Genomic DNA, 13,598 nt, shown 5'->3' on the forward strand with positions numbered 1-13,598 from the left:
GACTTTAAATCAAAAATACGTATCCTGAAGAAGTCTCTGTGATGATAGAATGGTGTACAACAAAACAGGAACGCGTTTCGACAAAGGGAATCCGGTGCGAATCCGGAGCGGCCCCGCCACTGTAAACAGGACGAAATCGCGAAAAATCACTGCCTGGATAAACCAGGCGGGAAGATGCGAGAGTAGGATGAGTGAAAGTCAGGAGACCGGTCGAGATGTTTTGCCTTAAAATTGCGCGTGGGCGTAAGAGGCTTTTTGAATCTGTCCGGTTTTTATCGATGGAGAAGCCTCTCAGGAAGCTTCTTTTTATTTTGTTTTCTGATTGAGGGAGTGAATTATGAATCGTATTCGACGTTGGACTCTCTGCTTCGCTTTTCTGTTGATGACGACCGGACCGGTTTTTTCAGCGATTCCGGAACGCATTATTTCCATGTCGCCGGCCGCAACGGAAATTCTTTTCGCTCTTTCTCTGGGGGAACGCCTCGTTGGAATCACCCGATTCTGCGACTATCCGCCGGAGGCCGCAAAAATCCCAAAAGTCGCCAGTCTGCTGGACATCAACCTGGAAACTCTTTTGAGCATTGCCCCCGATTTCATGGTTCTGGACAACCTGAACGAAAGCCTGAAGGAGAGGATAGAGCGGCTGGGGATCACCACTTTCGTCCTGCATCACGAAACTCTGAAAGAACTTTGCGACTCGATTGAGGAGCTGGCGGCGGCCTGTTCCGTTTTCGAAAGAGGTAAAATTCTGGCGGATTCCATGCGGGCCCGGTTCTTTCAGGCGGAGGCGCTTACCCGGTCTCTTCCCCGTCCCAAAGTGGTGGCCGCCGTGGACCGCGACATCACGGATCCGGTCATTCGTTCCCTTTACATCGCGGGGAAAAACTCCTTTTACGACGAGCTGATCTACCTGGCCGGCGGACGCAACGCTTTCACCATCGAAGGGCTTTCCTATCCCAGGCTGACGGCGGAGGGGCTGATCGGCCTCGACCCGGATTTGATCATCGACATCGTGGGGGACCACGGCTTTCGCGATGGAGTGAGACCTGACAATCTTCTCACCCAGTGGGACAGCCGTCCGGAGCTGCGGGCGGTGAAGGAAAAACACATTTACCTGCTGGCGGGGAATTACGCGCTCCACCCGGGGCCCCGTCTCGTTCTGCTGCTTCAGGATTTTCTGACTTTCATTCATCCGGAACTGAAACTTTCAGATCCGAAACCTTCAGATCCAGCCCCAGCACCTTCCGAGCCGAAACTCACGGAGCTGGCTTACTCGGACCGAATTCCTCCGGCGAAGTGAATGTCCGTCCGGTTCAGAGAAAAAGAAATGGAAGAAAAAGGCGGTCCTGCGCTGAAAGTGGAAAATCTTACGTTTCCCGTCAACGGCGAAGCGATATTGAAGAACCTCAGTTTCAGCCTGGGCAGGGGAGAGTTTGTAGCCATCGTGGGGCCCAACGGCGCTGGAAAGAGCACCCTTTTGAAGTGCATTGACCGCATTTTTCCCCGTTATCGGGGTGAGATTTTTCTGGACTCGAAGTCCGCCCGGCGGTTTTCTCAAAAAGAGCTGGCCCGAAAGATGGCCTATGTGCCGCAGCTCACCGATGGTTTTTCCGGCTTTACCGTTCAGCAGTTCGTGGAGCAGGGACGTTATCCCTGGAAGAAATCCTTCGAGATGGAGTCCGCGGAGGATCTTCGGGTGGTGGAAGAGGCCATGAGGCTTGTGAGAATGGAGGGGCTGGAAGGACGTTTCGTGGACTCCCTGAGCGGCGGAGAGCGTCAGAGAGTTCTGATCGCCGCCGCTCTGGCCCAGAGCTCGCAGTTGTTATTGCTGGACGAACCCACCACGTATCTGGATTATCGCCACCAGGTCGAGATGCTGGAGCTGATTCGTTTTGTCCATCAGCGGAAAAAACTCACGATACTGGCGGTAACTCACGATTTGAATTTTGCGCTGCAGTCGGCGGATCGGCTGATCGTCCTGTCAAAGGGCTCGATCGTCTGGGAGGGAAGCGCCGCCGCCCTGGCCAGGCCCGGGTTGCTGGAGCGGCTTTTCGAGACGGATTTTTTGCGCTTCGAGGGAGCGATGGACAGAGAACAGGCCCCTCTGGTGGTTCCGGCGGCTTTCGCTTCGAGGGTGACGATTCGAGAAGAGAGCAGACGTCCATGACAGGAATATTGGATAGGCAAAGGAGCCGTCTGCTTCTCGTGATTGTGGTCCTGGGGACTCTGGTGCTGCTCCTGGCTCCGTTTTGCGGCCCGGAAAGTCTTTCCTGGGAGGACATCCTGAAGCGCGGGGCGACGACGAAGAGCGGTCGGATTTTCTGGGACCTGAGAGTCCCCCGGGTGCTCCTGGCCTGGCTTTGCGGCGCGACACTGGGGCTTTGCGGCATGATTTTTCAGGCGCTTTTTCGCAATCCCCTGGCGGAACCCACCATGCTCGGCGTGGCCAGCGGGGCCTCCTTTGGAGCGGCTTTCTGCATCTACATGGGTTGGAACTTTTCGCTGTTTGGACTTTCGGGAACGGCGATCAGCGCCTTTGCAGGGTCTTTTTGCTGTGTGCTGGCTCTGCAGGCCATCGCGGATCTGAAGCTGGATTCCGGAGGGGTGGCGCTTCTTCTGGCGGGAGTGGCCTTCAATTTTTTCTTTTCCAGTCTCGTCATGATCGTCCAGTATATAGGGGCCTATCATGACTCCTTCCGGCTTCTGCGCTGGACTTTGGGGGGAATACAGGTCATCGGCCTGGAGGAGGGCGTTCGGCTTCTGCCGTTTTTTTTGCTGGCCGCCGGAGTCTCCATCGGATTTGCCCGGGAATTGGATCTGTTGCTCTGCGACCCCGAAATCGCGGTTTCCCGTGGGGTGAACCTGGGACGGACCAGGAGGATTTTATTTCCGGTCGTCTCTTTGTGCGTGGCCGCCTGCGTGGCTCTCTGCGGTCCCATTGCGTTTGTGGGGCTGGTGGTTCCTCACCTGTGCCGCCTCATGGTGGGAGTCTCCCATCGGAAGCTGGCGGCAGCCTCGATTTTTTTCGGAGGGGCCTTTCTGACGGCCTGTGATACGACCTCCCGAACGCTCTGGGCTCCCATGGAACTCCCCGTGGGGATCATCACCTCTTTTCTGGGGGCCCCGTTTTTTCTGTGGCTGCTGCTGCGCCGCCGGCCCTGCTGAGGGCGTCTTTTTTAGTACACGATTACGCGAAATTAAAATTAATATCTGAAATCAGTATTTGAAAAGGGAAATTGAAAAGGGAGAGTTTTTATGAGCCAGTTCATGTTTTATATGGATGCGGGGGGGCCGATCATGTGGGTCATTCTGGGGTTGTCCCTGACGGGTGTGGCCCTTCTGGCGGAACGTTTTCTTTTTTTCACCCTTGCCGGCGGCAGAGCGTTTTCCCCGCCTGAAACGGAGAAGGATCTCGACGGCGATGACCTCCAGGTGCTTGCGGACCGTTGCGTTCGGGCGGAGATGTTCGTCTGGCAGAAGCACCTCGGCCTGTTGGAGATTATCGTTCGGGTCACGCCGATGCTGGGACTTCTGGGGACCGTTCTGGGTATGGTGGAGATGTTTCGGGTTCTGACCCTGGGGACGGGAATCGATGTGACAAAAGTGACCGGCGGTATTCGGGTGGCCCTTTTCACCACGGTGGCGGGGCTGTGTTGTGCTGTTCCCCTTCTGGTTGCCAGCGGGTTTTTGAACGCCGCGGTGGACCGGCAGGAAGAGCGTCTGAACCGGCAGGCCGACGCCTGGATTCAGGAAAAGCTGAGGAGAAAATGAAAAAAGCCCGAAGGAGGGGAAACGGCGCGGACATCGACATCACCCCGCTGATTGATATTCTGTTCATGCTGATCATTTTTTTTGTCCTCGCCAGTACCTTCATTCAGGGACGCCTGACGGTGGACCTTCCCCAGGGGACCGGGGAACCGGTGAACGACGGCAATCCCTTTCTGGTGACTCTGACCCGTGAGGGAAAGGTTTTTTGGGCGGATTTTCCTCAGCCGGTCACCTCTGAGGACCTTTACCGCCTTGTACGGGAAAATGCCGGTAAACGGGAAATTCTGGTGGCGGGAGACAGGGACGCTCCCTACGGGGAAGTGGCGGGGCTGCTGGATGAGCTGCAGAGCGCGGGAGCGGAGCGCGTGGGGCTGGTTCTGCGGGGAAAATCCCGAACTGCGAGCCGGACGGATGTTTCTCACGAGTCGACGCCCTCTGCGGCGACGTCGCCTTCAAAGACGGGCTCGGCGTTTTCTCATGTTCCCTGAGGCCGGCTCCAAAATTGAATCTGCCCGCTGGGCCGCGGCCCTGCTCTTCAGTGTCGCCGTGCATACGGCGATTCTGGGGATTTTGCCCGGAGAGAGAGAGGCGGCGGATATTGCGTCCTCACCGGTGGTGACCGTGACGCTGCGTCGCATGGCGGAACCTCAGGCGCCGGCAGAAGCAGAAACAAAAACGAAAGCGAAAACGGAGGACTCGAAGGACTCGCAAAAATTTTCCGAAGCGAAAAACCTGGAAAAAATTCCGGAGGTGACACGGCCTGTTCCCCCCTCGAAGCCGCAAAAAAAACGGAAAACGGCTCCGGAAAAATCCCCGGCCAAACGACCTGAACCTCCTGCTTCGGAAAAACGGCCGGAATTGGCCTCGATGCCGTCGTCATCGGCAATAACGACATCGACAGCGTCATCGACATCGGCTGCTGCCTCAGCTTCGGCGGCGGCCTCGACATCGGCGCGGTCCTCTTCGTCCGCGATTTTGGATATATCGAGTCTCAGGGTTCTGAACAGGGTCAGGCCGGATTATCCCGCCATTGCCCGCAGGCGTGGAGACGAAGGGACGGTCACGCTGCTGATCACTCTGGAGGGAAGCAGCGTCTCGGGGGTTTCGGTGGAAAAGAGCAGCGGTTCTCCGGTTTTGGATCAGGCCGCCGTGTCCGCGGTTCGAAAATGGAAGTTCGAAAACGCCGGCAGGACGCGGGCACGGGTTCCGGTGACGTTTCGTCTGAATCGATAATCCGCGGTTTTTTGATTTTATGAATAAATCATCATTTGTATTGGAGGTCATGATATGAGAAAACGCGTAAAAATGTTTTTGCCTGCGGTGTGCCTGCTGCTGTCGCTCTGTGGGGAGGCGACGGCAAACACAGTCTATACGACGGTGGATTTCAGTTACACTTCAGGGTTGCTGGGACTGGTGGACGAGACCCTGACCGCCTCCGCGCTCGTTCCCAATCTGACGGGAGACAGCGCGGTCTTTTCCTTCTTTCACAATTCGGAGTCCCGTGTGGCGGTTGTGGACCGATCCAACTACGCGGTGGGGGACAGGATTATGATTTACGCCCCGGCTCAGGGATGGGAGGTCCCTCTGGCGAACGAATCCTGGGAGAGCGTCGTCAACATTCACAGTATGGCGGCCTCGGGAAACAGGCTTTACGCGGCCGGCTTCGGCGCGGTGGGGAGCGTAGCGGGAAAAATTGTCGAGGCCTCTCTTCCCGACGGAAAACTCACCGGCAGAGAATATGCTCTGCTCGCATCCTCGGACTTCACGGCTCACGCGGAGGAAGTTTTGGTGAAAGACGGGTTTGTTTACGCCCTTTTCACCCAGGAGAAGGGGGAGTATCCCAATTATATCTACGGCCCCAGTAAAGTCGTGAAGCTGACCCTGGATTTGACTCCGGTCTCGGAAAGTGACGCGGGCAAAAACTCCACGGATATGGCTCTGTGGGGGGATAAAATCGTCATCGCCGGCTGGGGAGGCCCTCAGGGGTTCGGCACCTCCGGCGGCGTGGACGTTCTCGATTTGGCCACCGGAACCGTAACGCCTCTGCTGGGGGACTCCTTTTCCGAGGGCGTCTCGGCCGTGTGCAGCGCCGGAGGGACCCTGTACTTCACAGGGCAGACCTACCTGACGGCAGAGGATTTCTTCCCCGTCAGCACCCTGTATAAATGGACGGGAACGGCGGTGGAGAAGGTTCGGGATATTTCATCCCGGTCGGGCTATACATTCCAGCTCGCCTGGGACGGCGACAACAACGCCCTCGTGACGGCGGCGGGAGACATTCTGCTCCTTTTCAACCCGGCCGACAACTCTCTGAAAAAGACGCTGCTCACTCCGGAACTGGGAGGCAATCTCTACTCTGTGGCGGTGATTCCCAATATCTCCAAACCGAACGGAGATAACGACAGCGACAGCGACAAAGACGGCGGCGGAGGCTGCAACTCGGTGACGGGAGCTTTGGTTTTGATTCTCTTTCTGCCTCTGGGGATGCTGCGCGGGAGAAAGTGACGAGAGCATGAAGGCCGGACGGAGAACACGGATTGCGATTATTCTCGTTTTATGGGGGAGCGTTTTTTTGCCGTCTCCCTCCGCGGCGGCGCCTGTAGAACTGGAAGAGGAAGTGGTGTCCGCTTCGGCCTTCGAGGAAGACCGCGACAAATCTCCGGGGAGTGTGACGGTGATCCATGCCGATGAGATGAAAGGAGAGATGCGGTCGCTTCCCGAGTTGCTGGAGCGCGCGCCGGGACTGCACGTGATCCGGGCCAGAGGCCGGGGAGCCTATACCGTGACCTCCATACGGGGCAGCACTTCGGCGCAGGTGGCGGTGTACCTTGACGGCGTTCTGCAGAACCTGGGAAGCGAGGCCGCGGTGGACCTTTCCGCCGTCCCCGCCGCGGAGGTGAGCCGGATCGAGGTTTATAAGGGGTATATTCCATCTCGTTTTCCGGAGGCGGGGATGGGCGGAGTCGTCAACATCGTCACCCGGGCGCCGGAGGCCAAAAAGCGAACGACCCTCACCCTGGGCGTCGAATCTTTCGGCGCGAAGGAGGGCAGAATCGCTCAGTCCGGCCCTCTGGGGAGGGGGAAATATCTCGCCTCGGCGGGATACCGTGGCAGTGACGGAAATTTCCCCTACCGCAACGATAACGGCACGCCCTACAACGAAAAGGACGACTACGACGCGAAGCGCAGCGGCAACGGATACGGAATGACCGACCTTCTTTTCAAATGGGAGGACGACCACTGGGACGGACGTTTCTCCTGGAGCCGCCAGGATCGCGACCTTCCCTCTCCCGCGCCAGGCATGGACAAATCGAATTCACCCCGGGGAGCCCGTCTGGATACCGACAAATGGGACCTGTCCCTGTCCCGCAGGCAGAAATGGGGAGCGGTGCTCTGGGGCTGGAGGCTGGAATATCTGGCTCAGAACAGAGTATGGGACAATCCGGACAACATTCTGGGGGGAATGGGGGAGCGTCACAACGAATATCGGGCCAAACGGTTTTCCGGTTCTCTGGACGCCTCCTGGACCTGGGGAACGCGGCATTTTTTCGAGGCGACGGTCTCGGGAAGCAATGAGTCACTGGACGTGGAAGGCGACGTGGTGACGGTGTTCCAGGGACGGCGCTCCTTTGATCGTGCCACCTGGAAGGCCGTGCTGCAGGACTCCATAAGCCTGACCCCCGATGGCTCCCTGCTGTTGACTCCCTCCTTCCGGTGGGACGCCGCGGGAAACGAGGGGAAAACGGCCTGGAGCGTGGCCGCCGCGAAGCAGATTGGAAGCGAATGGATTCTCAGGGCGGGGTACGGCTCTTATTCCCGGGCCCCGAACCTGTACGAACGCTACGGCGACGGAGCCACGATCCGCCCGAACGATAAACTGAAATGGGAAACGGGAACCCAGTGGGACTTCGGCGTCTCCTGGAACAACCTGAAGCGTGAGCGAAAAAACGCGGATGTGGCGCTGATGCTGACGGCTTTCGGGCGTGAGACGGAGGAGCTGATCGAGTTCATCATGGCCAGCCCCCGGTATGGAGTCTATGAGAATATCGCCCGGGCCCGGGTGTATGGACTGGAGCTGGAGGGAAGCATCGACAGCCCCCTCTGGAAGCTGGCCTTTTCCGGTACCTGGATGCGGGCGAAAAACGAAACTCCCGACAACTTCAGAGAGGGCAGACGTCTGCCCAATGCCCCGGAATGGACCTGGAGCGTCCGGCTGACCCGGCGTTTTCCCGACCGGAAGGGAAACGTCCGTCTGTGGGCTTTCGTGGAAGGACAGTTCACCGGCGACAACTACTTCGACCAGGCCGGAACGGTACGGTACGACGACCTGTTTCTGCTGAACATGGGAATGAAATGGCGTATTCAGGAGGATATGGAACTGGCCTTCGGCGTCCGGGACGTACTGGACAACGGCCCGGACGTCAAACTGAAAGCGGTTGGCGGCGGGCTCGACCGCATGAGCTGGTACCCGCTTCCCGGTCGGAGTTTTTACGCCTCGCTTTCCAGGGTTTTCTGAAATTCACCTCTGCTTCCTCAGGAGGGCAGAGGCAGTTTTTCCAGAACCTCCGCGAATTCGACCCTGTCGATCCGCTCCCTGAGCCAGACCACCATGTCCGCCTGATATTCGTAATCATAGCGTTCCAGCTCCTCCAGAATTTCGTCCGCCGCATCCATGCTGAAATGCAGACAGGCCTCTCTCAGCCGGTTCAGGAGCTCTTCGTCCGGCCTTCCCTTTTTGATGCGGGGCTCCGATTGCAGTCCGGACTCCGAAGTTTGAGCGAGCAGACGGGACAGGTCTTTGATCAGCTGTTCCGTAAGGGCGATGAAGGACTCGCCGTTGGCCGCGAGGTAAGCTCTGTCTCCTTCCCGGGCGGCGTGTTCCAGATATTCCGCCCTTCTGCCTGCCTCGTCGGCGCTTATGCTGTAGCTGCTGCCTTTGATTCCATGCACGGCAATGATGTATTGGGATAAATCGTCCGCCGTCTGATGAAGACGCGCCTGCTCCAGCAGATGGGGCGTGTTGAGGACATAAGAGCGGAGAACCTTCATCAGCGTTTTTTCGTCCCCGCCAAACAGGCTCAGGGCTTTTTCCAGGTCAACCCCTCGAATCTTCCGTCCGGGTTTTTCCCAGGACGGACTGTTCTCGTCGAAGATCGGGCTCGGCGCAATTTGTTCTGGCTGATCCCGATAGCCTTTGTCCCGCACCCACTGCCGTATGATCTGATCCAGGCGCATGATGTCGATGGGTTTCGAAAGAAAGGCCTGAAATCCCTTTTCCAGGAATTTTTCCTCGCTGCCGATGAGAGCATTGGCGGTCAGGGCGATAATGGGCACCGTTTCCGCGTATCGGGAGCCGATCTCGCTGCGGATGATTTGCGTGGCTTCCACTCCGTCCATTTCCGGCATCATGTGGTCCATGAAAATGGCGCTGTACCTGACGTCCGCTTTCCGAACCAGCTCGACGGCTTTTTGGCCGCTGGTGACGCAGTCGATGTGCATTCCGTAGGGTTTCATCATCCCTTTGGCCACGTCGAGGTTGGTGGGAACGTCGTCCACCACCAGAACCCGGGCGTGAGGGAGGCTGATTCGGACCAGAGTCGAATTGCGGTCGCGGCGGGTGTCGGCATAGCGGAAACTGCGGAGATTTTGCGCAATTGCTTCGCCAATGACCTCGTCCGACACAAATTTTTGCCGGAGGCGAACTCTGAATACGCTGCCCCGTCCATATTCGCTTTCCACCGTTATGGTCCCGTCCATCAGCTCGGTCAGTCGTTTGGTGATGGACAGGCCGAGACCGGTTCCCTCTATGAATTTGTTGAGCTTCGTGTCCACCTGGCTGTAGTCGGAAAACAGACGTTCAAGGTCCTCTTTCCGTATTCCGATGCCGGAGTCCCGCACCTCGGAAATGAGCCAGAGGTCTTCTCCCTCTCGTTCGCAGGCGATATACCAGTCCACCGTGCCTTCCTTCGTATATTTGAAGGCGTTGCTCAGAAGGTTGTTGAAGATCTGCCGTATTCTCAACTCGTCGCCCAGGAGGCTGACCGGCAGGGTTTCGTCCAGGTGCAGATGGAACCGGACGGGTTTTCCTCCGATGCGAATGACGTTCAGAGCCGCAGTGTCGTTGATCAGACTGGGGACGTCGTAAACGGCCGGGATCAGTTCGAACTTTCCCGACTCTATTTTCGAAATATCCAGAATGTCGTTTATGGTTCCAAGAAGAGTTCTTCCCGCGTTGTGAATTTTCTTCAGATAGTCCTCCGACTCCTGTCCCGAAGCATCGGTCAGGGCCAGTTCGCTCAGGCCGATGATGGCGTTGAGGGGCGTCCGCATTTCATGACTCATGCCGGCCAGAAAATCGCTCTTGGCCCTTGAGGCGCGTTCGGCGGTCTCTCTGAGTTCCTCAAGATGGACGTTCTGTTCGTCGATTTTTTGGATGGGACGGGCGATTTGGTTTGCCGCGAAAACAGCGGCCAGTATGCCCAGCAGCAAAAACACTCCTCCGGTGAGCAGCAGTCCATGTTTCAGGGCGGTTATGGGGGTTTCCGCGATGGGGGCCGCGACTCCCAGAGACCAGCCCGTTTTCGAGCTGCTGATAGGGCTGTAGGCGCAGATGCGTTCAAAACCAAGGAAGTTATACCGACCGACGCCTTTTTCTCCCTCCGTCATTCGTTTATGAAAAGCCGCGGTTTTCCGCATTTCCTTCTCGTCCTCCGGTGGAACGGACTGAGTGGACTGAAGTTTGGGTCTTTTGATGAAATTCCATCGGTCCCGGATAATGTTCCGGTCCCCGTGGGCGATAAAAGTCCCGCTCTCATCGAGAATGAAAATACTTCCGGTTTGCCATATTTTAAATTTTGAAATGATATCGCTGAAAAAATAACCTGAAATGGTTCCAACCAGAACGCGATCGCCGGAAGGGACGCAGATTCGGAAGACGAGTTCTCCGTTCGGAGCCGTTTCCGTGGTGGAAATGATCTGTTCTCCCTCGAAGGCCCGCCTGCAGTATTTATTGAGGAAAAAGTCGGGGAGGGGAGCGGCCGTTCCATAGGAGACGATGGTCCTTTCGTCCCTGTTCAGAAGCGCCAGAGACAGGTAAAGCTCGTTGATTTCGGTCTGGGCCTTCAGCACGTCGGATATTCTGGAGTCGGAAACCCGGTTCAGCAGAGTGGCAACAGCGTTCAGATTCGCCTTTAGCAGAGCGATTTCTCTGGAGAGCAGATTATCCGCAATTTCTCTGACCAGAACCATGTCTCCTTCAATGGTTTTCAGACCCTCGTTTTGATAAACAAACAGCCCCGCGGCCGTACTGGATATGGCGATTACTGCAACGATCGAAACGATGACGAGAATTATCCGCATCCGTAACATGACGATATTGCCTCCAGACTTCTCCGATTCTCCTTCATAAAACATGCAAATTCACGTACGCTTCCGCCTCTGACGGCGTTTTGCCCTCATCAGGTTGAGAAAAATTTCTATTTTCTTTTGTTGGAATATTTATATCTTAAAGAGAGGACTGGAGAAATCAGTTTTATTGCATAGTAAAGTAGATGTATATTTACCTAATTCTTGTGTTATCTGCCCCAGGCGCGACCTGAGGAAATGTTGAGGGAATATTGAAGAAATGTTGAAAAAATGAGCTCGTCCCTGCGGCTTTTCGAGCCACGGTTTTTCAAATCAAAGGTACAGGAAGCGCATTTGATTCAGAATTGACAAGAGACAGTTCTCTCCTGTCGTTTACAGCTTTTGTAACGCCAGAAAATGGCGTTTTGTCTACGCTTCCTGCAGGGCGTCCTGAACCATCCTTGTCAGTTTCTCGCGATCGTAGGGTTTTATGAGGTATCCCTTCGCTCCCGCCTCTTTGGCTCGGAGGACAAAGTCCCCCGTCGCGTGAGACGTCACAAAAATAACCGGAATCTTTTTCGTATCCTCCCCGCGATTGATGGCTTCCAGCAAATCCAGGCCGGACACGCCGGGCATCTCGATGTCGAGGAGCACCAGGTCGATTTTTTCGCTCGTCATGATTTTGAGGGCCGCCATGGCCGACTTCGCGATTCTGACGTCATAATCCGGGGAAAGGACTTCGTTGATTCTCATGAGATGCAGTCGAATGTCATCCACCGCAAGGATAACCTTTTTTTGAACGACCCTGAAAACGGTTTTGTCCTCTGTGCTTTCTTCTTTGGCAAGAACCATTGCGCTTCGTCCCTCTCCTCTGGTTTGGCCCACCTCTGATTCAAACCACTGATGATCGTTTCAGGTTCATTTCTTACGATAAAATACTCCAGGAAAAAGGAGGCGCTCCTGTCCAAGCTCTGTTCCCCGCTCAGGAGTATACCCAGTGTATTTACATAATCATTATTGGGCTTTTTTACTTAAATTGCTCATTATGTTATGCCATGGAGAGGGAGATCTGTCAAGACCTCTCTGAAAAATTGAGACCTGCAAAGCCGCGCGTGACGGTTGTCATAAAGAACATCCTCCGCCGTTTCGTCGGACAGGTTGAACCAGGCCCCGCGGCAGGCCCAGACGTAACGTGAGTTCGATTTCACGGAGGAGGACGTTTTAAAATGAGGACGTCTTAAAATGTTACGCGATGCCCTCCGGGGTAACGCGTGAGGCGCGCTCGCTGAAAAGCAGCATACCGATCGTCATCACCAGCAGGAACCAGGGTAAAATGGACATGGTCAGCGTTTTTGAGCATATTCCCACCAAAAGGGGGACAAAAGTGCCGCTGATGTAGGCGCTGGCCAGTTGCAGCCCTATGACGGCCTGAGAAAATTTTTCTCCGAAGCGCGCGGGAGTGTTCTGCAGCGTGGCCGGGACGAAGGGGGCGCAGCCCAGCCCCAACAGGATAATGCCCGTCAGGGTGGCTGACCTGGACAGAGGAAGTATCAGGAGGACGACTCCGGCAATGCAGGTACAGCAGCCCAAACGTATAATTTGAGCGCTCTGCAGTTTGATCATCAAAAAACCGGAGATGCACCGCCCGGCGGTGATGCTGGCGTAATAGAAAGAGGTCCACATGGCCGCCGTTATGGGGGACATGTGGTGCTGTTCAACGAGGTAACTGGCGATCCATAGAGCGGCGGATGCCTCACAGGCGCTGTCGCAAACCAAAGAAAAGATACTGTCCCTGATGCCGGGAAGCCTCAGCGCCTCTCTGTTGGTGACGGGACGCCGCTCCTGGTCCTTTGAGTTTCTGTCGGAAGCGGCGGTCTGACGTCCGCTCATCCTTTTCCACAGAGGGAAAGAGCCCAGCAGGATGAGAACGAGGACGAACAACAGCGCCGAGACGGCCGCGTATCCGCCTCTCCAGCTCATTCCGCCTTCCAGAAACCCGGACATGACCATGGGGCCAAGGGTGGCGCCAATACCCCAGAAACAATGAAGCCAGCTCAGATGCCTCGCCTTGTAATGCAAAGCGATGTAATTGTTGATCGCTGGGTCTATGAAGCCGGAACAGACCCCGAGAACGGCGGACCAGAGGCAAAGCTGCAGCAGAGAAACGGCGCCTGACGTGCCCAGCAGGGAGATGGCTGCCATCAGAAGGCTCAACAAAATGACTTTTTCCGTTTTTAAGTTGAAAATAACCCGATTGCTGTTGAGCGAGGAAAGAATGCCGCTTCCTCGCATGATCAGAGCGATGAATCCTGCGGCGGAGGCGGGAGCGATGACATCAAATCGCATGACAGGCCATATGGCGGAAAACAGGGAGCTCCACAGGCCAAAACCGATAAACGCTATATAGATTAAAATCAGCAAAACTATCATGAACATCTCTCCAAAATTTTCACCACTTACCAGCGTCAGGCGCCTTTTTTGGTACG

Annotated in this window: 11 protein-coding genes and 1 riboswitch; of the genes, 8 read left to right on the forward strand and 3 right to left on the reverse strand. The window is 56.0% G+C overall.

The window, feature by feature from the left end:
• The first annotated feature begins 40 nt into the window (after nt 1-40).
• Nucleotides 41-230: riboswitch (cobalamin riboswitch) on the forward strand.
• A gap of 107 nt (nt 231-337) precedes the next feature.
• From LBR61_08435 to LBR61_08470, 8 genes are all read left to right on the forward strand, one after another.
• Nucleotides 338-1,300, forward strand: a complete 963-nt coding sequence (locus LBR61_08435) for a helical backbone metal receptor (protein MDR1732106.1) — start codon at nt 338-340, stop codon at nt 1,298-1,300.
• 27 nt (nt 1,301-1,327) lie between these two features.
• The gene (locus LBR61_08440) at nt 1,328-2,167 is read left to right on the forward strand and encodes an ABC transporter ATP-binding protein (GenBank protein ID MDR1732107.1); all 840 of its coding nucleotides are present in this window, start codon (nt 1,328-1,330) and stop codon (nt 2,165-2,167) included.
• Complete coding sequence (locus tag LBR61_08445; GenBank protein MDR1732108.1) at nt 2,164-3,165, forward strand: iron ABC transporter permease; 1,002 nt, start codon at nt 2,164-2,166, stop codon at nt 3,163-3,165. The genes LBR61_08440 and LBR61_08445 overlap by 4 nt, the downstream gene beginning before the upstream one ends.
• A 90-nt stretch (nt 3,166-3,255) precedes the next feature.
• On the forward strand, nt 3,256-3,771 hold the full coding sequence (locus LBR61_08450; protein MDR1732109.1) for a MotA/TolQ/ExbB proton channel family protein: 516 nt from the start codon (nt 3,256-3,258) through the stop codon (nt 3,769-3,771).
• Nucleotides 3,768-4,256 carry a biopolymer transporter ExbD gene (locus LBR61_08455; protein MDR1732110.1) on the forward strand — a complete coding sequence of 163 codons (489 nt, stop codon included), beginning with the start codon at nt 3,768-3,770 and terminating at the stop codon, nt 4,254-4,256. The genes LBR61_08450 and LBR61_08455 overlap by 4 nt, the downstream gene beginning before the upstream one ends.
• Nucleotides 4,246-5,001, forward strand: a complete 756-nt coding sequence (locus LBR61_08460) for an energy transducer TonB (protein MDR1732111.1) — start codon at nt 4,246-4,248, stop codon at nt 4,999-5,001. The genes LBR61_08455 and LBR61_08460 overlap by 11 nt, the downstream gene beginning before the upstream one ends.
• Nucleotides 5,002-5,055: 54 nt before the next feature.
• Complete coding sequence (locus LBR61_08465; protein MDR1732112.1) at nt 5,056-6,273, forward strand: hypothetical protein; 1,218 nt, start codon at nt 5,056-5,058, stop codon at nt 6,271-6,273.
• 7 nt (nt 6,274-6,280) lie between these two features.
• Nucleotides 6,281-8,284: a TonB-dependent receptor gene (locus tag LBR61_08470; GenBank protein MDR1732113.1), complete on the forward strand. Its 2,004-nt coding sequence runs from the start codon at nt 6,281-6,283 to the stop codon at nt 8,282-8,284.
• A 17-nt stretch (nt 8,285-8,301) separates the two neighbouring features.
• Here the strand turns inward: LBR61_08470 and LBR61_08475 are convergent, their stop codons facing one another.
• The 3 genes from LBR61_08475 to LBR61_08485 form a co-directional block, all read right to left on the reverse strand.
• A complete protein-coding gene (locus LBR61_08475) occupies nt 8,302-11,136 on the reverse strand; it encodes a response regulator (protein ID MDR1732114.1) in 2,835 nt (944 codons plus the stop codon).
• A 405-nt stretch (nt 11,137-11,541) separates the two neighbouring features.
• Nucleotides 11,542-11,964 carry a response regulator gene (locus LBR61_08480; protein MDR1732115.1) on the reverse strand — a complete coding sequence of 141 codons (423 nt, stop codon included), beginning with the start codon at nt 11,962-11,964 and terminating at the stop codon, nt 11,542-11,544.
• Nucleotides 11,965-12,357: 393 nt separating this feature from the next.
• On the reverse strand, nt 12,358-13,542 hold the full coding sequence (locus LBR61_08485; protein ID MDR1732116.1) for an MFS transporter: 1,185 nt from the start codon (nt 13,540-13,542) through the stop codon (nt 12,358-12,360).
• Between the last annotated feature and the right edge of the window lie 56 nt (nt 13,543-13,598).

The sequence above is a fragment of the Synergistaceae bacterium genome (assembly GCA_031272035.1).
Taxonomy (GTDB): Bacteria; Synergistota; Synergistia; order Synergistales; family Aminobacteriaceae; genus JAISSA01.